Genomic DNA, 21,711 nt, shown 5'->3' on the forward strand with positions numbered 1-21,711 from the left:
GTGTTCAATTTCTTCGAGGAGCTTTTCGCCCCGGGACGCAAACACGTCTCCGACGAGCAGAAGCGGCTGGAGCTGAGCCGGGTGGATCTCGGCATCGGCGATCCGAACCGGGGGCCGATAGACCTGACCTCCGGGAAGGTGACCGTGCGCGCCCCGGTGCTGGACGCTGCTTCCGAGCCCCGGAACGGGCGTATGCGGCCGGTCGCGCCCGAGCAGGACGCCGTGTTGGACCGGCCCCGGGCCGGGAAGCCGGTGAGCGGGCCGGAGCGCCGGGCCGAGGAGGATCCCGAGGGGTAGGAGGGCGAGGGGGACGGCCTACGGCCCCCGGGAGAGTCCTGCGCGGCCGGGAGAGGGTCCTACGCGGCCGGGTAGAGCCGGAGGCGGTGGGCGAGGGCGGCCGCCTCGCCGCGGCTGGAGACGCCGAGCTTGGCCAGGATGTTGGAGACGTGCACGCTCGCGGTCTTCGGCGAGATGAACAGCTCCTCGGCGATCCTGCGGTTGGTGTGCCCCGCCGCGACGAGCCGGTGCACATCCTGCTCGCGCGGGGTCAGCCCGAAGGATGCCACGGCGGCGACGGCCGGGTCCCGCTCCTCCCCCGGCGCCCGTTCCCGGCCCTCTTCGCCCGGCTCGGCGGCCAGGACGGCCGGATGGATCCCGTCGTCGTGGCCGGGCGCCGTGCCGGAGCCGTCCAGGGTGATGCGGGCCCGGGCCGCCAGTTGTTCGACCGCCTCGGCGAGCGGGCGGGCGCCGAGCCGGCGGGCGGTCTCCAGGGAGCGGTGCAGCAGGGCTGTGGCGGTGGACCGGTCGCCGGGGGCGATGAGCAGCGACTCCGCCCAGCGGCGGTGGATCTGGGCCAGATGGTACGGGCGGCACAGCGGGCCGAAGGCCTCGGCGGCGCGGGCCCAGTGGCCGGGGGTGTCCGTGCCCTGCGCCCGGGCCAGCTCCGCCTCGATGAAGACGCCGTAGGCTCCCCACACGGGGACGAGCATCGGGAGGCTCTTGACGCACCGGCGGATCAGGGCGAGCAGCCTCGGGCGGTCCGGTTCGGCGGCGGGCAGTCCGCGGGCGTCCGCCTCGATCATGGCGGCGGTCTGGAGCAGCGGCAGGGCGTAGCGCTGGGTGCCGGGCGGGAAGCCCGCCTCGGCCAGCTCCTCGAACGCGGTCCGGGCCTCGGCGAGCCTGCCCTGGAGGGCGGCCAGCACCATGCCGTGCCGGACGGGGTCGATCACATGCTGGTGCTGCGGATCGCGGTGCCCGAAGAGCTTGCGGACCTGGGCGAGCAGCTCCTCGCCCTCGGCGAAATCACCGCGGGAGACGGCCAGTTCGGTACGGCGGAGGGCGGCGAGGCCCTTGCCCCTGGGGCCCAGCGCCAGCCGGGCGGCGGAGGCGGCGGCGGTCTCGCTCTGGGTCCAGTGGCCGAGGGAGAACAGGGACTGGGACTGGTTGGCGTACACCCAGGCCCCGGAGTCGGCCAGACCGTGGCTGTGGCAGATCCGGATGCCGTGGTCGGCGGCGGCGACGGCCTCCAGCGAGCGGCCCATCGCCTCCAGCGAGGAGGGCAGGTTGACGCTGACCCGGCCCAGCAGGTTCATCAGGTGCAGTTTCTCGGCGCGGTCGCGGACGGCGTACATCTCGGCGAGGCCGTCCTCGACGCTGCCCGCTTCGGCGGTGAGCCAGCCCCGGGTGAGGCGGGCGTGCAGCTCGATGTACTCGTCGCCGACGAGCCGGGCGTACTCCACCGCGCGGTCGCTGTCGGCCAGCGCCTCCGGGCCCGGTCGGTGCAGCGCCTTCCAACTGGCCACGTTGGTCAGGACGTCGGCCTGTACGGGGGACGGCGGCAGTCCGCGTACCAGTTCCTGCGCGGTGGCCAGCTCCTCCCAGCCGTCCCCCTTGTCGAGGGCCTGCGCCAGCCGGCTGCGCTGCACCAGGAACCAGGCCTCGCGCAGCGGGTCGGACTCGGAGGCCAGGACCCGCATGGCCTTCTTGGAGATGGCCAGGGCGCGTTTGCGATCGCCGCCGAAGTGGGCGGCGACGGTGGCCTCGGCCATCACGTCCAGGTAGCGCAGCGGGGTGTTCTCCGGGTCGCACGCGGAGGCCGGGTAGACCTCCGCGTAGTCGAAGGGGCGCAGGGTGGCACGCACCGCGTCGGGAACGTCGTCCCACAGCTCCATCGCCCGCTCCAGGAGCCGAAGTTGCTCGGAGTAGGCGTAGCGGCGGCGGGCCTCGACGGCCGCCCGGAGGACGGCGGGCAGGGCCTTGGGGGCGTCGTGGGCGGCGTACCAGTAGCTGGCGAGGCGGGTGGCGCGTTCGTCGTCCCGTACGAGGGAGGGGTCGGCCTCCAGGGCTTCGGCGTACCGGCGGTTGACGCGGGTGCGTTCGCCGGGGAGCAGGTCGTCGCTGACGGCCTCGCGGACCAGCGAGTGCCGGAAGCGGTAACCGTCGCTGTCGGGGGCGGGTTGCAGCAGGTTGGCGCCGACGGCCGCGCGCAGGGCGTCGTCGAGCTCGTCCTCGCCGAGTCCGGCGACGGCGGCGAGCAGTTCGTGTTCGACGAAGGAGCCGCCCTCGGCGACGATCCTGGCGACCCGCTGGGCGTGCTCGGGAAGCGCCTCCACGCGGACGAGCAGGAGGTCGCGGAGCGATTCGGTCAGCCCGGAACTGTCGCCGCAGCACTCCAGGGAGCGGGCGAGCTCCTCGACGAAGAAGGCGTTGCCGTCGGAGCGGTCGAAGATCTCGTCGACGAGTGCGGCCTCGGGCGTCTCGGCGAGGATGCCGGCGAGCTGGTGGCCGACCTCGTCGTGGCTGAACCGGTCGAGTTCGACGCGGGTGACGGTGCGCAGCCGGTCCAGCTCGGCGAGGAGCGGGCGCAGCGGGTGGCGGCGGTGGATGTCGTCGGCGCGGTAGGTGCCGACGACCATGAGGCGGCCGGTGCTCAGGGTGCGGAAGAGATAGGCGAGCAGATGCCGGGTGGAGGTGTCCGCCCAGTGCAGGTCCTCCAGGACGAGGACGACCGCCCGGTCGGCGGAGATCCGCTCCAGCAGCCGGACGGTGAGCTCGAAGAGGCGGGCGGTGCTGTGTTCGTCGGTCGCGTCCCGGTGGGCCTCGCCCAGCTCGGGCAGCAGGCGGGCCAGTTCGCCCTCCTGCCCGGCGACGGCGGCGGCCATCTCCTCGGGCAGGGCCCAGCGCAGGGCGCGCAGGGCGGTCGGGAAGGGGGCGAACGGCAGTCCGTCGGCCCCGATCTCGACGCAGGACCCGACGGCCACCACGGCTTCGCGCCGCTCGGCCGCCGTGACGAACTGCTCGACCAGCCGGGTCTTGCCGACGCCCGCCTCGCCGCCGATCAGCAGCGCCTGGGGGTCGCCGGACGCGGCCCGCCCGAGCGCCTCGGTGAGCGAGGCGAGCTCTTCGGCGCGCCCGACGAACACGGGGCTCACTGACCTGGTCTCCACGCCGCCGAGCATCGCATACGCGTACGAGGCGGCGGGATGTTTTTCGCCGACGGTGATCATGCTCCGGGCGCGGTCCGGTCCCGGCTCGGCGGTCGTCCCGGGCCCGGACACGCTCAGGCGGCCGGGGCGAAGCGGGTGCGGTCGGCCTCCATCACCTTCCCTCCCGGATCGCCGCGTCCGGTACGGCGGGCGGCGCGGCGGACGAGGCGGGCCCGGCCGATCTCGCGCTCGGCGTCGGCCCGGCGGATCAGCTCGGCGGAGGTGTAGCGGTAGAGCTCGTACGCGTACATGAGGTACTCCCCGATTCCTGGTCGTGGCAGCGGACCGGAGGGTTGCCCGGCCGGTCGGCCGGGGCCCTGTGTTCGCTGTGTGTCCACTGTCGTCGGCCAGGAGGGGGTGCCGCATCGGGCGAGTTCCGCATCTTCGCGGCGGTGGGGGCCTTAGGCGGGCTCACCCCGTGTCCGAGGGATGAGCGGGGGCCTTGGACGTGTGCCGTACGGGGCCGCACGAGGCGGCCCGGGTCAGCCGGCGGCCGGAGTGCCCGCGGTGGGCAGCGCGACGAAGAGGTCGAAGTACATGCCCACGGAGATCAGGACGCCGAGCGCGCCGAGGGCGACACCGGCCAGGGCGACCGCGCGGACCCAGGCGGGCTGCGGCCTCTCGGAGGGGACGCCGAAGGCGGGCCGGACCAGGACGAGGACGCCGACGAGCAGGGCCAGGACGGCGAAGACACCGTTGACCAGGGCGGTGGTGTGCCAGGCGTCGCCGTAGATCTCGGAGATCTGCTGGGCCGCGCTGCCGCCGCCGGAGGTCTTGATCTGGCCGATGAGCGTCTCGCGCTCGGCGGCGACCCGGCCGGTCCACGCGCCGGTCAGGGCGACGACGCCCAGGGCGGCGGAGACGACGGCGGCCGCACCCGCGCCGACGCCGTGCCGGGCCTCGGTGAAGGGGTCGGGCTCCAGGTCCTCGTCGTCGGCCTCGGCCTCGGCCTCGGCGGCATGGTCGGTCCGGTCGGCGAGGTCGTCGGAGGCCGTGGTGGCGTCGGACGCGTCCGACGGCGTACCGGTGGCGTCCTTCGCGAGCGGGTCCTTCGCCGTGGCGTCCTGTCCGGTCGCGTCCTGTCCGGTCGCGTTCTCCGCAACGGGGTCGGCGGTGCCCTCGGCGGGGCCGGTCGTCCCGGCGGGCGGGGTGGTCGTGGACGGGGTCGTCGTCCTGGAGGGGGTGGTGTTCATGCGCCGCACGCTAGGGGGCCCGGATGAGAGCCCCCTTAACGCCGGGCGTGCGCCGGGCCTCAGCGCCCCGCGCGGGCCTTCCACTCCGGGGCGAGGACGGACCAGATCTCCGAGTCGTGGCGCTCCCCCCGGTAGAAGTAGCTCTGCCGGAGCACTCCGTCCCGGGTCATCCCGAGCCGCTTCGCCACCGCGATCGACCGGGTGTTCCCGGGAGAGGCGTCCCACTCCACGCGGTGCATGCCGCGTTCGTACACCGCCCAGTCGATCAGGCGCTCGGCGGCGCGGGTGATGAGCCCGCGGCCCTGGGCTGCGGGCTCCAGCCAGACGCCGACCTCGCAGTTGCCCCGCTCGGCGTCGAAGGACGGGAAGAGGACGCCGCCGACGAGGGTGCCCGCCAGCCAGATGCCGTACAGCCTTCCGGTGTCCGCCGCCTGCTTGTCCGCGTACTTCTGGAGCAGGGCGCGCGCGGAGTCCAGGTCGGTGGCGTAGGAGGCGAACGGGATCCACGGGTCGAGCAGCTCCCGGGCCCGGTCCATGTGGGCCAGGAACTCCACGGCCTGCCAGGGCTCCAGCGGGCGCAGCTCCGCCGTGTCGTCACCCAGCGATATGGCGAACATCGTGCTCCTCCTCAGCGTGCGCGGCGCTCTCCTCCGTGGCGCGCGCCCCCGGGATCTTCGCATGGAGCGGTACGCAGTCGGGCGGCTCGATGCTGATCCTGGGCAGCTGGCGCTCCAGCCAGCCCGGCAGCCACCAGTTCGCCCCGCCGAGCATGTGCATCAGGGCGGGCACCAGCAGGGTGCGCAGGACGAAGGCGTCCAGCGCCACGGCGGTGGCGAGCGCGATGCCGAACATGGCGATGACCCGGTCGCCGCTGAGCACGAAGGCGAGGAAGACGGAGATCATGATCACGGCGGCGGAGTTGATCACCCGGCCGGTCTCGGCGAGACCGACCCGGACGGCCCGCCGGTTGTCGCCGGTCTCCAGCCACTCCTCGTACATCCGCCCGACCAGGAAGACCTGGTAGTCCATGGAGAGGCCGAAGAGGACCGAGACCATGATCACGGGCAGGAAGGGTTCGATGGGCCCGGCGCTGCCGAGGCCGAGCAGTTCGCTGCCCCAGCCCCACTGGAAGACGGCCACGACGACGCCGAAGGAGGAGGCGACGGCGGCCACGTTCATCACGGCGGCCTTGAGCGGGATGCCGATGGAGCGGAAGGCCAGGAGCAGCAGCAGGCAGCCGAGTCCGATGACGACGCCGACGAAGAGCGGCAGCTTGCCGACGATGATCTCGGCGAAGTCGTCGTAGCTCGCCGTCACCCCGCCGACATGGGCCTCCAGCGAAGTCGTGTCCTGGACCTGCGGGAGCACGTCGGCGCGGATCCGGTCGACCAGCTCGCTGGTGTCCTGCGACTGCGGTGACGAGTCGGGTACGACGGTGAGGAAGGCCGTGTCGCCGCCCGCGTTGTAGGTGACCGGGCTGACGGAGGCGACGCCCTCGGTGGTGCGTAGCTCCTCGGGCAGCGAGTCCAGCGCCAGCCGGTCGTCCGCGCCGTCGAGCTGGGCGGCGATGGTGAGGGGGCCGTTGACGCCGGGCCCGAAGCCGTCGGCGAGCAGGTCGTAGGCCTGCCGGGTGGTGGCCGTGGCCGGGTTGTTGCCCTGGTCGGAGGTGCCCAGGTGGAGTCCGAGGGCGGGCAGCGCGAGCACCACCATGACAACGGCCGCGATGCCTCCGAGCAGCTTGGGATGGCGCTCGACGAAGGCGGACCAGCGGGCGGCGAAGCCGGTGGGCAGCTCGGGCCGCGGTCCGTGTTCGGCGAGCTCGCGCCGCTCGCGGCGGCTGAGCGCCCACATCCCGATGAGCGAGAGCAGGGCGGGCAGCAGGGTGACCGAGGCCATCACGGTGAGGACGACGGTGAGCGAGGCGGCGATGGCGACGCCGTTGAGGAAGCCGAGCCGCAGGATCAGCATGCCGAGCAGGGCGATACAGACGGTCGCCCCGGCGAAGACGACGGCCCGGCCGGTGGTGGTGACCGCGTTCTGCGCCGCTTCGTCGACCGACATCCCGCGCCGGAGGCCTCTGCGGTGTCTGGTGACGATGAACAGCGCGTAGTCGATGCCCACGCCGAGCCCGATGAGCATGCCGAGCATCGGGGCGAAGTCGGCGACGGTCATCACATGGCCGAGCAGCACGATGCCCGCGTAGGCCGTGCCCACGGAGACCAGCGCGGTGGCGATGGGCAGCAGGCTGGCGGCGAGCGAGCCGAAGGCGAGGAAGAGCACGACGGCCGCGACGACGACGCCGATGCCCTCGGCTAGGTGGACGGAGGGCGCTTCGGTGAGGGCGACGGCAGTGCCGCCCAGCTCGACCTGGAGCCCGTCGGCCTCGGCGGCCTTCGCGGTGTCGACGAGGGTCTGCGCCTGGGCGGCGGGGATCTCGTCGGCGGGCTTGTCGAAGGTGACCGTGGCGTAGGCGGTGTGGCCGTCCTCGCTGATCTGGCCGGGGCCGGCGGCTCCGTAGGGGCCGGTGACCCCGCCGACGCCGGGCAGGCCCTCGATCGTGTGGAGCGTGCGGGTCATGGTCTGCTCGACGTCGGCGGCACGGACCGTGGAGCCGGTGGTGTGCCAGACGACGGTGTCGGTGTCGCCGCCGAGGTCGGTGAAGCCGCGCGAGAGGAGTTCGGTGGCCCGGCCGGATTCCGTGCCGGGGACCTCGTAGTCGTTGGAGTACGCCGAACCCACGATGCCCGCCGCGGCGGTGGTTCCGCCGAGGGCGGCGAGCCAGATGAGGACGGCGACGAGGCGGTGCCTGATGCACCAGCGGGCGATGGCAGCCAACGGATGAGCTCCCTGCGGGTTCGTGGACCTTTACCCGCAGATAACGTGATCTGCCCGCAAACGTCTCATGACCTGAGACCGTCACTCTGTCAGCAGAACGTGATCCTTTGTCCGTTTCGTGGCCATGGTCACAGGGCTTGATCTGCTCCCTACACGGGATGGATCAGGCCCTGCGACCCTCGGGGCCGGTCAGCCGGAGACGCTGGCGCGGCCGTTCTCGATGTGCCCCATGAGCCGTCGCCGGAAGCCGTCCTCCCCGTCGACGGTGACCTCGATGTCGTACCAGCCGTGGGCGTCGGCCGCCGAGTGCACGAGCGACCGGCTGCGGCCCGGCTTGACCGTGACCCGGCGGGTCCAGTCCCGTACGTCGTCCTCGTCGACGTAACCGAGCGGCCGCACCAGGAAGGTCAGGGGCTGGCGGCCGGTGTTGCGCAGGGTGAGGTGGATGTCGCGGTCGCGGTGGTCGATGCGGCTGGCCACCTCCGCTCCCCCGTCTGCCGGTCCGGCGAACTCGCGCCTGAAGCCGTTCGGGCCGGTGACCGTGAAGCGGTACGCCTCGCCGGTCAGCGGCACGGTCCAGTGCGCGCTGCCCCGGACGTCCCGGTGCTGCGGGGCCGGGAACTCGCCCGCGTACGGGTACAGCGCGAAGTGCGCCGAGGACCGGCCGGTGTTGTCGAGCTCCACCCGCAGCGCGTCGCCCGACCGCCGTGCCCGGGCGTCCGGCCGGTAGGGCAGCGGGCGCGCCGGTCGTGCGCCGGGCTCCTGCTCGGGCAGTTGCTGGACCGCCGGCGGCTTCGGCTGCCAGCGTCCGCTGAGCGGGGGGATCGCGCCGGGCTGCTCCACGGCGGGCTGCCGCCGGGCCCGGGTGAAGTCGAAGGCGGAGGTGAGGTCGCCGGTGACGCGCCGCCGCCAGTCGCTGATGTTGGGTTCCTTCACCCCGGTCCAGCGCTCCAGGAAGCGGATGACGGAGGTGTGGTCGAAGACCTCGGAGCAGACGTATCCGCCGACGGTCCACGGCGAGACGACCAGCAGCGGCACCCGGATGCCGAGGCCGGTGGGCCGGCCCTCCCAGTGCTCGTCGGTGACCTCGGGCGGTGCGACGGGCGGCGGGACGTGGTCGAAGAAGCCGTCGTTCTCGTCGTAGTTGATCAGTACGGCGGTGTGCCGCCAGACGTCCGGGTGTTTGCCGAGCGCGTCGAGGATCTTGTAGACGATGGTGGCGCTGTGCACCGGCGACGAGGTGCTCGGGTGCTCGGAGTCGATCGCCGAGGGCACCAGGTAGGAGACCGCCGGGAGCGTCCCGGCCGCCACGTCCTTGGCGAACTCGTCCGCCAGCGTTCCGGTCGGCACCCGGCGCAGCGCCCTCTCGAACAGGCTGCGCTCCCGCTTCGTGAGGGTGGCGACGCCCTCCTCCAGCAGCCCGAGGAGCCGGGTGCGCTCGGCATCGGACGCGCCCCGGACCTCGGCGTAGAAGGCCTCCATGTACGTGTGGCCGCCGGTCTTGGCCAGTGCCTTGCGGGCGATCGCCTTGAAGGTGGCGTAGAACTCGATCTGGTTGTCGGTGAAGTTCTCCCACTCGGTGTACGTGCGCCAGCTGCGCCCGGCCTTCTCCAGCCGCTCGGCGTAGGTGGACCAGTCGTAGCCGGGGTGGGTGCCCTCGCTGTACGCGTCGTTGCCGACGGCCCGTTTCCCGTTCGCCTCGAACCCGGTCTTCCCGCTCCAGAGGTGGTTGCGGTTGGGGCTGGTGGAGGTGTGGATCGAGGAGTGGTACGCGTCGCAGACGGTGAAGGTGTCGGCCAGCTCGTAGTGGAGCGGGATGTCACGGCGGTCGTAGTACGCCATCGTGGCCGCGGTCTTCGCGCTGATCCAGCCGTTCATCCAGCCGCCGCCCCAGGCCTTCGCGCCGCCGTTCCAGGAGTGGTCGAGGGCGCCGATGTACTGGAGGTCCTTCTTCTGCTCCTCGGCCGCGCCGCGCACCGGGAAGGGCAGCACGGCGGAGCCGGCCGCGCCGGGCTGCTCGAACACCGTGGAGCCGGTGGGCAGCTCGATGGCGTTGCGGTCGCCGAAGCCGCGGACCCCGCGCAGGGTGCCGAAGTAGTGGTCGAAGGAACGGTTCTCCTGCATCAGGATCACCACATGCTTGATCGACCCGAGCCCACCGGACCCCGCGTGGGCGGGCTGCGCGGCGATGGCGGCCTGGAGCGACGGCGGCAGGAACGATCCGGCCGCAGCGGCACCGAGTGCGCCGCCGCCCAGCGCGAAGAGCCGTCGCCGTGACATGTCCGTGGTCAAGAGAGCCTCCTGGTTCCGGTGGTTACAGCCGGGAAGCTAGTCAGACCGGGTGGCGTCGGGAAGGACTGCGTACGGCCCGGTGGTGAACGTCCAAGAGGTGCTGCCCGAAAGTCCAACCCGGAGTCACGGCCTCCTCACACCCCGACGAGGTGCAGCGACCCCCACAGCGCGAGGGTGGCGGCGAGCAGCGTCGCCGGTACGGTCGCGATCCCCAGCCGGGTGAAGTGGCCCAGCTCCGGGGCGTCCCCGTGGGCGTGCAGGATGCGCCGCCACAGGAGCGTGGCCAGCGAGCCGACGTAGGTGAGGTTCGGCCCGAGGTTCACCCCGATCAGGGCGGCGAGCAGCGGTCCCGGCCCGGCCGCCGCGACGATCGGCAGCAGGGCCAGGATCGCGGGCAGGTTGTTGATCAGATTGGCCAGCAGGGCGGCGACCACGGCGACGCCGAGCAGGGCGGGCAGGGTGTCGCCGTCGGGCAGCAGGGCGGCGATGCCGTCGCCGAGGCCGTTGTCGACGACCGCCTTGACGACGACGCCGAGCGCGAGGACGAAGAGGCAGAACAGCGGGTTGGCCGAGCGGACGACGCGATCGGTGTGGTCTCGCGCTTGGCGAGCGCCCGTACGGCGAGCACCAGGGCCCCCGCCAGCGCCGCCCACAGCGGCTCGGCCCCTTCGAACGAGGTCACGACGAACCCGGCCAGGGTCAGCGCCAGCACGACCAGCGTGAAGACGGGAACCGGGGTGCGCTCCGCCACGGGATCAGGCGCGTGCGCCCCGGCGGCCAGGTCGGCCCGAAAAGCGCGGCGGAACACGGCGTACTCGACGGCGATGGCGGCGAGCCAGGGCAGCGCCATCAGCGCGGCGAACCGGGTGAAGGAGAGACCGCTCGCGGTGAACGCCAGCAGATTGGTGAGGTTGGAGACGGGGAGCAGGAGGGAGGCGGAGTTGGCCAGGTGCGCGCAGGCGTACACGTACGGGCGGGGCCGCGCGCCGACCCGGGCGGCGGTGGCGAGGACGACCGGAGTGAGCAGGACGACGGTGGCGTCCAGGCTGAGGACGGCGGTGATGATCGAGGCGACGACGAAGACGCCGCCGAGCAGGGGCCGGGTCTGCCCCCGGCAGGCGCGGGCCACCCAGTCACCGGCGGCCCGGAACAGCCCCTCGTCGGCGCAGAGCTGCGCCAGCACCAGGATCGCGGCGAGGAAGCCGACGACCGGCAGCAGCTCGCCCACCTGCTCCCGGGCCTCGGGCCAGGAGACCGCACCGACCACCACGACCAGGACGGCCGCGGGCACGGCGACGGTCGCCTCCGGCAGGCCCCGGGGGCGTACGACGGCGAAGGCGAGGACGCCCAGCAGCAGGGCGAAGGAGACGAGCTCGGCGGTGACGGTGTTCAGCGGGTTCTCCCCGGACGGGTGGAGGGGCGGTGCACCCGTGACACGGGTGCACCGCCCCTCCGGGTGGTGATCGGCGTGATCAGCCCTCGACGCCGAGCTTCTCCAGGATCAGCTCGCGCACGCGCGCCGCGTCGGCCTGCCCGCGGGTGGCCTTCATGACCGCGCCGACGAGCGCGCCCGCCGCCGCGACCTTGCCGGCGCGGATCTTGTCCGCGATGGCCGCGTTGCCCGCGATGGCCTCGTCCACGGCCGTGGACAGCGCGCCCTCGTCCGAGACGACCTTCAGGCCGCGCTTCTCCACGACGGTGTCCGGGTCGCCCTCGCCCGCGAGGACGCCCTCGATGACCTGGCGGGCCAGCTTGTCGTTGAGGTCGCCCTTGGCGACGAGCGCGGCCACCCGGGCGACCTGCGCCGGGGTGATCGGCAGCTCGTCCAGACCGCGGCCGGTCTCGTTGGCGTTACGGGCCAGCTCGCCCATCCACCACTTGCGGGCCTGGTCCGAAGGTGCGCCCGCCTCGATCGTGGCGACGATCAGGTCGACCGCGCCCGCGTTGAGGATGGACTGCATGTCGTGCTCGGAGACGCCCCACTCCTCCTTGAGCCGCGCCCGGCGCAGCCGGGGCAGCTCGGGGAGGCCCTTGCGGAGCTCCTCGACCCACTCGCGGGCCGGTGCCACGGGCACCAGGTCCGGCTCGGGGAAGTAGCGGTAGTCCTCGGCGTTGTCCTTGATGCGGCCGGCCGTGGTGGAGCCGTCCTCCTCGTGGAAGTGCCGGGTCTCCTGCACGATCGTGCCGCCCGAGGACAGCACGGCGGCGTGCCGCTGGATCTCGAAGCGCGCGGCCCGCTCGACGGAGCGCAGCGAGTTCACGTTCTTCGTCTCGGAGCGGGTACCGAAGGTCTCGGTGCCGTTGGGGCGCAGCGACAGGTTCACGTCGCAGCGCATCTGGCCCATCTCCATGCGCGCCTCGGAGACCCCGAGCGCCTTGATCAGCTCGCGGAGCTCGGCGACGTACGCCTTGGCGACCTCGGGGGCACGGGCGTCGGCGCCCTCGATCGGCTTGGTGACGATCTCGATGAGCGGGATGCCGGCCCGGTTGTAGTCGAGCAGGGAGTGGGACGCGCCGTGGATACGGCCGGTGGCTCCGCCGACGTGCGTCGACTTGCCGGTGTCCTCCTCCATGTGGGCACGCTCGATCTGTACCCGGAAGATCTCGCCGTCCTCCAGCTGGACGTCCAGATAGCCGTTGAAGGCGATCGGCTCGTCGTACTGGGAGGTCTGGAAGTTCTTCGGCATGTCCGGATAGAAGTAGTTCTTCCGGGCGAAACGGCACCAGTCGGCGATCTCGCAGTTGAGCGCGAGACCGATCTTGATGGCCGACTCCACGCCGATCTCGTTGACGACCGGCAGCGCGCCGGGCAGTCCGAGACAGACCGGGCAGGTCTGGGAGTTGGCGTCCTGCTTCAGCTCCGTGGAGCAGCCGCAGAACATCTTGGTCTTGGTGCCGAGCTCGACATGGACTTCGAGGCCCATGACGGGGTCGTAGGACGCGAGCGCGTCCTCGTACGACACCAGGTCAGTGACAGTCACGGTGAAACTTTCCCTCTCAGCCCAGCAGGACGTCGTCGTCGCCGAGACGCTTCAGTTCGCGATAGAGGATCGCGAGTCCGGTGACGATGGCGGCCGCGGAGACGGCCGCGTCGACGAGGCGCAGGATGTCGTTGTCGTTGCGGGCGAGCTTCGCCTGCTTGACGACACTGATGGCGCCGAACGCGGTACTGCCCATCGCGATGTACGCGCCCGTCTTGGACTTCTTGAAGTTCTTGGCCTTCTTTGCCATGGCACTCACAGCGACGGAGCCTCCTCAAGCAGCGGATGCCCCCACTTTTCCACGAACGCGGCCTCGACGGCCGCTCCGACCTTGTAGAGCCGGTCGTCCTTCATGGCGGGGGCGATGATCTGCAGTCCGACCGGCAGACCGTCCTCCGGGGCCAGGCCGCAGGGCAGCGACATGGCGGAGTTGCCGGCCAGGTTGGTGGGGATGGTGCACAGGTCCGCGAGGTACATCGCCATCGGGTCGTCGGCGCGCTCGCCGATCGGGAAGGCGGTGGTCGGGGTCGTCGGCGAGACGATCACGTCGACCTGCTCGAAGGCCTTCGCGAAGTCCTGGGTGATGAGGGTGCGGACCTTCTGGGCGGAGCCGTAGTACGCGTCGTAGTAGCCGGAGCTGAGCGCGTACGTACCCAGGATGATGCGGCGCTTGACCTCGTCGCCGAAGCCGGCCTCGCGGGTGAGCGCGGTGACCTCCTCGGCCGACTTCGTGCCGTCGTCGCCGACCCGCAGGCCGTAGCGCATGGCGTCGAAGCGGGCCAGGTTGGAGGAGCACTCGGAGGGCGCGATCAGGTAGTACGCGGAGAGCGCCAGGTCGAAGGACGGGCAGTCCAGCTCGACGATGTCCGCGCCCAGCGACTTCAGCAGCTCGACCGACTCGTCGAAGCGCTGGAGCACACCGGCCTGGTAGCCCTCGCCGCGGAACTGCTTGACGACGCCGACGCGCATGCCCTGGACGGAACCGTTGCGGGCGGCCTCGACGACCGGCGGGACCGGGGCGTCGATGGACGTCGAGTCCATCGGGTCGTGCCCGGCGATGGCCTCGTGCAGCAGCGCCGCGTCCAGGACCGTACGGGCGCAGGGCCCGCCCTGGTCGAGGGAGGACGAGAAGGCGACCATGCCGTAGCGGGAGACGCCGCCGTAGGTGGGCTTGACGCCGACGGTGCCGGTGACGGCGGCGGGCTGGCGGATCGAGCCGCCGGTGTCCGTGCCGATGGCGAGCGGGGCCTCGTAGGAGGCGAGGGCGGCGGAGGAGCCGCCGCCGGAGCCGCCGGGGATGCGAGTGAGGTCCCAGGGGTTGCCGGTGGGGCCGTAGGCGCTGTTCTCGGTGGAGGACCCCATGGCGAACTCGTCCATGTTGGTCTTGCCGAGGATGACGACGTCGGCGTCGCGCAGCTTCCGCGTGAGCGTGGCGTCGTACGGCGGGACCCAGCCTTCAAGGATCTTGGAACCGACGGTGGTCGGCATGTCCTTGGTGGTGAAGATGTCCTTCAGCGCGAGCGGGACGCCGGCCAGCGGGCCGAGCTTCTCGCCCGCCTCGCGCTTGGCGTCCACGGCACGGGCCTGGGCGAGCGCGCCCTCGCGGTCGATGTGCAGGAAGGCGTGGACCTTCTCGTCGACCGCGTCGATCCGGGCCAGGTGGGCCTCGGTGACCTCGACGGCGGTCAGTTCGCCGGAGGCGATCTTCCCGGCGATCTCGGCCGCGGTGAGCTTGATGATGGTGCTGATGTCCGTCATGGCGATTAGTCCTCCCCCAGGATCTGCGGCACCTTGAAACGCTGCTGCTCCTGGGCCGGGGCGCCGGAGAGCGCCTGCGCGGGGGTGAGCGACGGACGGACCTCGTCCGCGCGCATGACGTTGGTCAGCGGCAGCGGGTGGGAGGTCGGCGGTACGTCTTGGTCGGCGACCTCGGAGACGCGGGCGACCGCGCCGATGATGTCGTCGAGCTGACCGGCGAAGTGATCGAGCTCTTCGCCCTTCAGCTCCAGACGCGCCAGCCGGGCGAGGTGGGCGACCTCCTCGCGCGTGATGCCAGGCATGCAGCGATCCTCAGGGGTTGGTGTGTGGTTTTGGCTGGGGGCCGGTGGCACATTTCCACCGTCCGTCCGAAGGACGGGCCGCGCGGCGTCTGGTGCGTGTTGATCGCAAGGCGCCGGAGCGCCCTCGTGGCGGAGCCACGTGGGCGTTTCGGCAACGCGGCGAGCGTGCGTGCCAGGCGTCGCGCGGCGGGTGGAAATGTGCCACCGGCCCCCTAATCCTATGGGGTCCGTCGACGCCGGGTGCCCCGGCCCGATGGGGCTATGCCTCCGCGGGCTCCGCTTCCCGGGATCTTCAGGGGGTGTCGGTCTCCGCCGTGCCGTTCACCGTGCCGTTCACCGCGCCGTTCAGCGACCCGTTCATCGAGCCGGTCGCCGAGGCGGTCGCCGACCGTGCGGCGGCCGCCGCCTGGGCCTTCAGCTCGGCGGGCCTGCGCCAGCCGTGCTCGCCGCGCGCCCGCAGCCAGGCCGTCGTCTCCTGGGGCGGCATCGCGGCCGCCACCAGCCAGCCCTGCACCGCGTCGCACCTGAGGTCCCGCAACCGCTCCCAGGTCTCGTCGTCCTCGACTCCCTCGGCGACGACGACCAGGCCGAGCGAGTGGGCCAGGTCGATGGTGCAGCGGACGATCTCCGCGTCCTCGTGGTCGACGGCGAGGCGGGCCACGAAGGACCGGTCGATCTTCAGCTCGCTGACCGGAAGCCTGCGCAGGTGGACGAGGGAGGAGTAGCCGGTGCCGAAGTCGTCGAGGGACATCTTCACGCCGTGCGCGGTGAGCCCGGCCAGGGTGTCGGCGGCGCGCTGCGGATCCTCCAGCAGCACATGCTCGGTGATCTCCAGTTGGAGCGCTCCCGCGGGCACGCCGTGGCGGGCGAGGCGGGCCGCGACGCCTCCCGCGAAGCCGGGGGTGTGGACGTCGCGCGGGGAGACGTTGACCGCGACGGGCACGAACAGGCCCTGCGCCCGCCAGCGGGCCACCTGGGCGAGCGCCGTCTCCAGGACGTACTCCGTGAGGTGCGGCATCAGGCCGGAGGACTCGGCGATGGCGATGAACTCGTCCGGGGGGACCCGGCCGCGCTCCGGGTGCACCCAGCGCACCAGCGCCTCAAGACCGGCGACCTGCCCGTCGAAGCGGACCTTGGGCTGGTAGTGCAGCTCGACCTCGGACGCGTCCAGCGCGCGGCGCAGGTCGCCGAGGAGCCCGAGCCGGTCGGGGGTGTTGCTGTCCCGCTTGGACTCGTAGACCTCCACGGCCGTGCGGTCCCGCTTGGCCTGGTACATCGCGACGTCCGCCCGGCGCAGGAGGCCCTCGGCGTCCAGGGCGTGGTCGGGGTAGACCGCGACCCCGGCGCTGGCCTCCAGGACGAGGGTCAGCCCGTCCAGGTCGAGCGGCGAGGACAGCTCGGCGACCAGATGGCGGGCGACCTGCTGGGCGCTGGTGGTGGAGTCGGTGTGCGGCAGCAGGACGGCGAACTCGTCGCCGCCGAGCCGCGCCGCCTCGGCACCGCGCGGCAGGGCGAGCCGCAGGCGCTCCGCTATCTGCAGCAGCAGCCGGTCGCCGGCCAGGTGGCCCAGGGTGTCGTTGACCGCGCGGAAGCGGTCCAGGTCGATGAGGACCAGCGCGGAGCGGGTGCCGATGGACTCCGCGTCCTCCAGCGCCGACCAGGTGCGCTCCAGCAGCCACTGGCGGTTGGGCAGCCCGGTCAGCGGGTCGCGCAGCTGCTCCTCGGCGCGGGCGCGGGCGATCCAGAGCGTGGAGTCCAGGGCGATCAGCGGCACCGCGAAGAGCGGCAGCAGGACGGGCATGGACATCGCGACGGCGCAGATCAGCGGGGCGAGCCCGAGGAGCGCGACGGCGACGAGGCCCTGCCGCAGCATCGCGGTCCGGGCGATGGTGGGCAGCCCGCCGTTGTGCGGGGCCTGGGCGTACCACAGCAGGACCCGGGTGACGAGCAGATACGTGGACGCCGTCAGGAGCAGTTCCGGGACGGCCGCGATGCCCCAGTCGAGTGGCTGCCAGGGCTCCTCGACGGTGGGCACCTCGCCGAAGGCGGCCAGCACCAGGGCGGCCGCGCCGATGCCCAGCATGTCGACCCCGCCGTGCAGCAGCCCCTGCCACCAGCGGTGTCTGCGGGCGGTCCCGACGAGCACCACGACGGCGAGGCTGACCAGCACGGCCGGCAGCCAGCCGTACAGCAGCAGCACGGCGAGGGTGAGGGCGGCCCCGGAGCCCGTGCCGCCCCACCAGCGGTCGCGGCCGAGCGCCACCAGATGGCCGACGATGATTCCGGTGAGCACGGCCAGCGACCAGCCCACCGCCCCGTCCGGGAAGAGCGCGTGGCCCTGCTGGACGGTCCGGTAGGACCCGACCGCCAGCAGTAACGCGGCGATCCCTACGACGGCGGCGCCCACGGGGGGCGTGAGGCCGACGAAACCTTGCAGCCGTGACACCGGTGCGGCGCTCTCGGTCGGTTTCATTCCGTCCCTCTCACAGCCGGCGGTGCCGATGTCCCTCGGTGGCGCCCGCTCCCGTGACGTCACGGCCCGGTCGAGCAGCCGTGCACGGCGGGCGCACCTCTCAACAGTAGGCCGCGAAAGGCGTCCGGGGGCAGCGCTCTACAGCTCTTGCCCGAATGCGAGCCGACCACCCGTCACCATCTGCTAATGGCCCGAACGGGTGGTGTGCCAGGGCCATTCGGGGAACGGCCGACCCTTCTTCACCCCTCTGCCCCGTTTCCTTCCCCGCCCGGGCCGCGCCACGCCGGGGCAGCGTCTCGAAGGCGTCTCGATCCGGAGAACAGCGGGCGACGTGCGGCCCGGCGGTCGGTTACTCCGCGTCTACTCCGCGGTGTCCGCCGGGGCCGTTCCGGGCTCGGATTCCGGTACGGGAAGGGCTGCCTCCCGGGCGCGTTCGGGTCCGTCTTCGAGCAGGATCGCGAATCCGTCCTCGTCGAGCACGGGCACCTTCAGCTGCATCGCCTTGTCGTACTTGGAGCCGGGGTTGTCGCCGACGACGACGAAGGCGGTCTTCTTCGACACCGATCCGGCGACCTTCGCGCCGAGGGCCTGGAGCGCCTCCTTGGCTCCGTCGCGGGTGTGGCCCGCGAGGGTGCCGGTGACGACGACGGTGTGTCCTTCGAGGGGGCGGGGACCCTCGTCCTCGTCGGAGCCCTCGTCCGCCATCCGCACCCCGGCCTCGCGCCACTTGCGCAGGATCTCGCGGTGCCATTCCTCGGCGAACCACTGCTTGACGGAGGCGGCGATGGTCGGGCCGACACCGTCGGCGGCGGCCAGCTCCTCCTCGGTCGCCTCGTCGATCCGGTCGACGGAACGGAACTGACGGGCCAGTTCCTGGGCGGCGACCGGGCCCACATGCCGGATGGAGAGCCCGGTGAGGATCCGGGCGAGGGGGGCGTCCTTGGCGGCGGCGATACCCTCCAGCATGGCGACGGCGTTCTTCTTGGGCTCGCCCTGCTGGTTGGCGAAGACCGTCGCGATCTTCTCCTCGCCGGTCTTCGGGTCGCGCTTGGGCAGCCCGCTGTCCTGGTCCAGGACGTACGCCCGGATCGGCAGCAGCTGCTCGACGGTGAGCGAGAACAGATCGCTCTCGTCCTTGAGGACCGGCTCGGCGGGCTCCAGCGGCCGGGTGAGCGCGGCGGCGGCCACATAGCCGAAGTGGTCGATGTCCAGGCACTTGCGCCCGGCGAGGTAGAAGACCCGCTCGCGCAACTGGGCCGGGCAGGTCCGGGCGTTGGGACAGCGGAGGTCGATGTCGCCCTCCTTCATGGGGCGCAGCTCCGTCCCGCACTCGGGGCAGTGGGTCGGCATCTCGAAGGCCTTCTCGGTGCCGTCGCGCAGATCGACGACGGGGCCGAGGATCTCCGGGATGACCTCGCCGGCCTTGCGGAGGACGACGGTGTCGCCGATGAGGACGCCCTTGGCCTTGACCACGTTCTGGTTGTGCAGGGTGGCGAACTCGACCTCGGAACCGGCCACTTCGACCGGCTCGACCTGGGCGTACGGGGTGACGCGGCCGGTGCGGCCGACGCCGACGCGGATGTTGACCAGCTTGGTGTTGACCTCTTCGGGGGCGTACTTCCAGGCGATGGCCCAGCGCGGGGCGCGCGAGGTGGAGCCGAGGCGCCCCTGGAGCGGGATCTCGTCGAGCTTGACGACGACGCCGTCGATCTCGTGCTCCACGGAGTGCCGGTTCTCGCCGTAGTACGCGATGAACTCCCGTACGCCTTCCAGGGAGTCGACGACCTTGTTGTGCCGGGCGGTGGGCAGGCCCCAGGAGTGCAGGAGGTCGTATGCCTGGGAGAGGCGGTCGATGCTCAGGCCCTCGTGGGCGCCGATGCCGTGCACCACCATGTGCAGCGGGCGGGTGGCGGTGACCTTGGGGTCCTTCTGGCGCAGCGAACCGGCCGCCGCGTTACGGGGGTTGGCGAAGGGCTTGTCGTCGGCGGCGACCAGCCGGGCGTTGAGCTCCTCGAAGTCCTCCATGGGGAAGAAGACCTCGCCGCGGATCTCGACGAGCGCCGGGATGTCCTCGCCCTTCAGGCGGTGCGGGATCTCGGCGATCGTCCGGACGTTGGGGGTGATGTCCTCGCCGGTGCGGCCGTCGCCGCGGGTCGCCGCCCGGGTGAGGCGGCCGTGCTCGTAGGTGAGGTTGACGGCGAGGCCGTCGACCTTCAGCTCGCACAGGAAGTGGTGGTCGGGGGTGCCGACGTCCTTGGCGACGCGCTCGGCCCAGGCTGCCAGCTCGTCGGCGTCGAAGGCGTTGTCCAGCGAGAGCATGCGTTCGCGGTGTTCGACGGAGGTGAACTCCGTGACATAGGGCCCCGCGACCTTCTGGGTCGGCGAGTCCGGGGTGCGGAGCTGGGGATACTCCTCCTCCAGGGCCTCCAGCGAACGCATCAGCCGGTCGAACTCGGCGTCGCTGACGACCGGCTGGTCCTTCACGTAGTACCGGAAGCGGTGCTCCTCGATCTGCTCGGCCAGCAGCGCGTGGGTCTCCCGCACGCCCGCCGGGACCGAACTCTCCTGCTCCACCCGCTGTTCGCCCGCCATCGTCCCGTCCTCCTGTGTACCCGTCATCCCCGTCACTCAGGGTTGTCCGCGAGCGACCTCGCCGCCCGGGCGCTGTGGGCGAGCGCGGTACGGGCGTACGCGGGCGACGCACCCGCGAGACCGCACGACGGGGTGATCGTGACGGACTCGGCGAGAGTCCCCGGATTCAGCCCCAGCCTGCTCCACAGCGTCCTGACTCCCATGACGCTACCGCCCGGGTCCGACAATCCCTCCGAAGCCGCGTCCGTGGAGGGCACCACGCCGAGGAAGAGCTGGGTGCCGCCCTCGACGGCTTCCCCGATCGCCTCCTCCTCACGCTCGGTGAGCAAGGAGAAGTCGAAGGAGATGCCGTCGGCCCCGGCCCGGCGCAGCAGCGCGAACGGCACTTCGGGGGCGCAGGAGTGGACGAGCGTCGTGCCGTCCTCGCCCGCCACCGCGAGGACGTCACGCAGGGCCGACTCGACGATCTGGCGGTCGACGGCGCGGTAGGTGCGGTAGCCGCTGGCGGAGCGGATCCGGCCCAGCAGGACGGCGGTCAGGGAGGGTTCGTCGAGTTGGAGGACGACCTTCGCCCCGGGCATCCGGCGGCGGACCTCCGCGAGGTGCGCGCGGAGTCCTTCGGCCAGGGATCCGGCGAGGTCGCGGCAGGCGCCGGGGTCGGCCAGCATGGCTTCGCCGCCGCGCAGTTCCAGGGCGGCGGCGAGCGTCCAGGGCCCGACCGCCTGGACCTTGAGCAGCCCCTCGTACCCCTGGGTGAACTCCTCCAGGGCGTCCAGGTCCTCCCCCAGCCAGGAGCGGGCGCGACGGGTGTCGCGGCCGGGCCGGTCGCTCGTCCGCCAGCCGCTCGGCTCGACGTGCCCGTACATCTCGACGAGCATGCCGATGGTCCGGCCGATCATGTCGGCTCCGGGCCCGCGCGCGGGCAGCTCCGCCAGGTACGGCATGCCCTGGCCGTCGGCGAAGGAGCCGGTGACGGTCTTCGCCGCCTCCCTCGCGTCTCCCCCGGGCATCGACCCGATGCCGGTCGCCGGACACCCGCTGAACTTGCTCTTCTCGCTCACCCGGGAAGCCTACGGTCACCGGCGGGGCGTCTGCTCCTCAGGGCGTCAGCGGCCGGGGCGGACGGTGAGGTCGTTGACCTCGGCGTCGCGCGGCAGGTCGAGCGCCATCAGGATCGTGGTCGCCACCGACTCGGGGTCGATCCAGCGCTCCGCGTCGTACTCCTTGCCCTCCTGCTGGTGGACCTTGGCCTGCATCGGGCTGGCGGTGCGGCCCGGGTAGACGGACGTGACGCGCACGCCGTTGGCGTGCTCCTCGTGGCGCAGGGAGTCGGCGAGCGCCTTGAGGCCGTGCTTGCTCGCGGCGTACGCGCTCCACCCGGCGTGGGCGTTGAGCCCGGCGCCGGAGTTCACGAACAGGACGTGGCCCCGGGCGGCGCGGAGCTGCGGGATCAGGAGGCGGGTGATCTCGGCGGGGGCGATGAGGTTGGCGTTGAGCTGGAAGTGCCAGGCCTTGGGGGTGAGCTCGCCGACCTCGCCGAGTTCGACGACGCCCGCGACGTGCAGCAGGGTGTCGATCCGCTCGGGCATGGCCTGCTGGCCGAACGCCCAGGACAGCCGGTCCGGGTTGCCGAGGTCGCCGACGAGGGTGCGCGCGCCGGGGTAGCGGTCGGCGAACTCCTTGGCGCGGCCCGCGTCACGGGCGAGCAGGACGAGTTCGTCGCCGCGCTCCAGGAGACGGCGGGCGACAGCGGCGCCGATGCCGGATCCGGCGCCGGTGATGAGGTGGGTAGCCATGGGG

15 protein-coding genes and 1 pseudogene are annotated in these 21,711 nt (G+C 72.3%); 1 reads left to right on the forward strand and 15 read right to left on the reverse strand.

Annotated elements, in window-relative coordinates:
* On the forward strand, positions 1-297 hold the full coding sequence (locus AC0VY3_RS26935) for a DUF6191 domain-containing protein (protein WP_475550790.1): 297 nt from the start codon (positions 1-3) through the stop codon (positions 295-297).
* 59 nt (positions 298-356) lie between these two features.
* On the opposite strand, the gene AC0VY3_RS26940 is transcribed toward AC0VY3_RS26935, so the two are convergent.
* The 15 genes and pseudogenes from AC0VY3_RS26940 to AC0VY3_RS27010 form a co-directional block, all read right to left on the reverse strand.
* Positions 357-3,506, reverse strand: a complete 3,150-nt coding sequence (locus AC0VY3_RS26940) for a helix-turn-helix transcriptional regulator (RefSeq protein WP_475550791.1) — start codon at positions 3,504-3,506, stop codon at positions 357-359.
* A gap of 53 nt (positions 3,507-3,559) precedes the next feature.
* Positions 3,560-3,736 (reverse strand): hypothetical protein, encoded by a 177-nt coding sequence (locus tag AC0VY3_RS26945; RefSeq protein ID WP_181010701.1) that lies wholly within the window; start codon positions 3,734-3,736, stop codon positions 3,560-3,562.
* A gap of 231 nt (positions 3,737-3,967) precedes the next feature.
* Positions 3,968-4,678, reverse strand: a complete 711-nt coding sequence (locus tag AC0VY3_RS26950) for a hypothetical protein (protein ID WP_103507196.1) — start codon at positions 4,676-4,678, stop codon at positions 3,968-3,970.
* 59 nt (positions 4,679-4,737) lie between these two features.
* Positions 4,738-5,295: a GNAT family N-acetyltransferase gene (locus AC0VY3_RS26955; RefSeq protein ID WP_137234551.1), complete on the reverse strand. Its 558-nt coding sequence runs from the start codon at positions 5,293-5,295 to the stop codon at positions 4,738-4,740.
* The gene (locus AC0VY3_RS26960) at positions 5,273-7,513 is read right to left on the reverse strand and encodes an MMPL family transporter (RefSeq protein WP_475550792.1); all 2,241 of its coding nucleotides are present in this window, start codon (positions 7,511-7,513) and stop codon (positions 5,273-5,275) included. The genes AC0VY3_RS26955 and AC0VY3_RS26960 overlap by 23 nt, the downstream gene beginning before the upstream one ends.
* Before the next feature lie 189 nt (positions 7,514-7,702).
* Positions 7,703-9,805, reverse strand: coding sequence for a phosphocholine-specific phospholipase C (locus tag AC0VY3_RS26965; protein ID WP_475550793.1), 2,103 nt, complete (start codon positions 9,803-9,805; stop codon positions 7,703-7,705).
* A gap of 134 nt (positions 9,806-9,939) precedes the next feature.
* Positions 9,940-11,198: pseudogene (locus AC0VY3_RS26970) on the reverse strand (SLC13 family permease).
* 79 nt (positions 11,199-11,277) lie between these two features.
* On the reverse strand, positions 11,278-12,786 hold the full coding sequence (gene gatB / locus AC0VY3_RS26975) for an Asp-tRNA(Asn)/Glu-tRNA(Gln) amidotransferase subunit GatB (protein WP_475550794.1): 1,509 nt from the start codon (positions 12,784-12,786) through the stop codon (positions 11,278-11,280).
* A 16-nt stretch (positions 12,787-12,802) separates the two neighbouring features.
* Positions 12,803-13,036 carry a hypothetical protein gene (locus AC0VY3_RS26980; protein WP_030078978.1) on the reverse strand — a complete coding sequence of 78 codons (234 nt, stop codon included), beginning with the start codon at positions 13,034-13,036 and terminating at the stop codon, positions 12,803-12,805.
* Positions 13,037-13,041: 5 nt separating this feature from the next.
* Positions 13,042-14,544 carry an Asp-tRNA(Asn)/Glu-tRNA(Gln) amidotransferase subunit GatA gene (gatA, locus tag AC0VY3_RS26985; protein WP_103507202.1) on the reverse strand — a complete coding sequence of 501 codons (1,503 nt, stop codon included), beginning with the start codon at positions 14,542-14,544 and terminating at the stop codon, positions 13,042-13,044.
* Positions 14,545-14,549: 5 nt separating this feature from the next.
* On the reverse strand, positions 14,550-14,846 hold the full coding sequence (gene gatC, locus AC0VY3_RS26990) for an Asp-tRNA(Asn)/Glu-tRNA(Gln) amidotransferase subunit GatC (RefSeq protein ID WP_003966094.1): 297 nt from the start codon (positions 14,844-14,846) through the stop codon (positions 14,550-14,552).
* 292 nt (positions 14,847-15,138) lie between these two features.
* On the reverse strand, positions 15,139-17,319 hold the full coding sequence (locus AC0VY3_RS26995; protein WP_475550795.1) for a putative bifunctional diguanylate cyclase/phosphodiesterase: 2,181 nt from the start codon (positions 17,317-17,319) through the stop codon (positions 15,139-15,141).
* A 360-nt stretch (positions 17,320-17,679) separates the two neighbouring features.
* Positions 17,680-19,911, reverse strand: coding sequence for an NAD-dependent DNA ligase LigA (ligA, locus tag AC0VY3_RS27000; RefSeq protein ID WP_475551739.1), 2,232 nt, complete (start codon positions 19,909-19,911; stop codon positions 17,680-17,682).
* 32 nt (positions 19,912-19,943) lie between these two features.
* The gene (locus AC0VY3_RS27005) at positions 19,944-20,972 is read right to left on the reverse strand and encodes a methionine synthase (RefSeq protein ID WP_475550796.1); all 1,029 of its coding nucleotides are present in this window, start codon (positions 20,970-20,972) and stop codon (positions 19,944-19,946) included.
* Positions 20,973-21,017: 45 nt separating this feature from the next.
* A complete protein-coding gene (locus tag AC0VY3_RS27010) occupies positions 21,018-21,707 on the reverse strand; it encodes an SDR family oxidoreductase (protein WP_103507206.1) in 690 nt (229 codons plus the stop codon).
* Positions 21,708-21,711 lie beyond the last annotated feature (4 nt).

This window comes from Streptomyces sp. iso_384, from assembly GCF_056172905.1.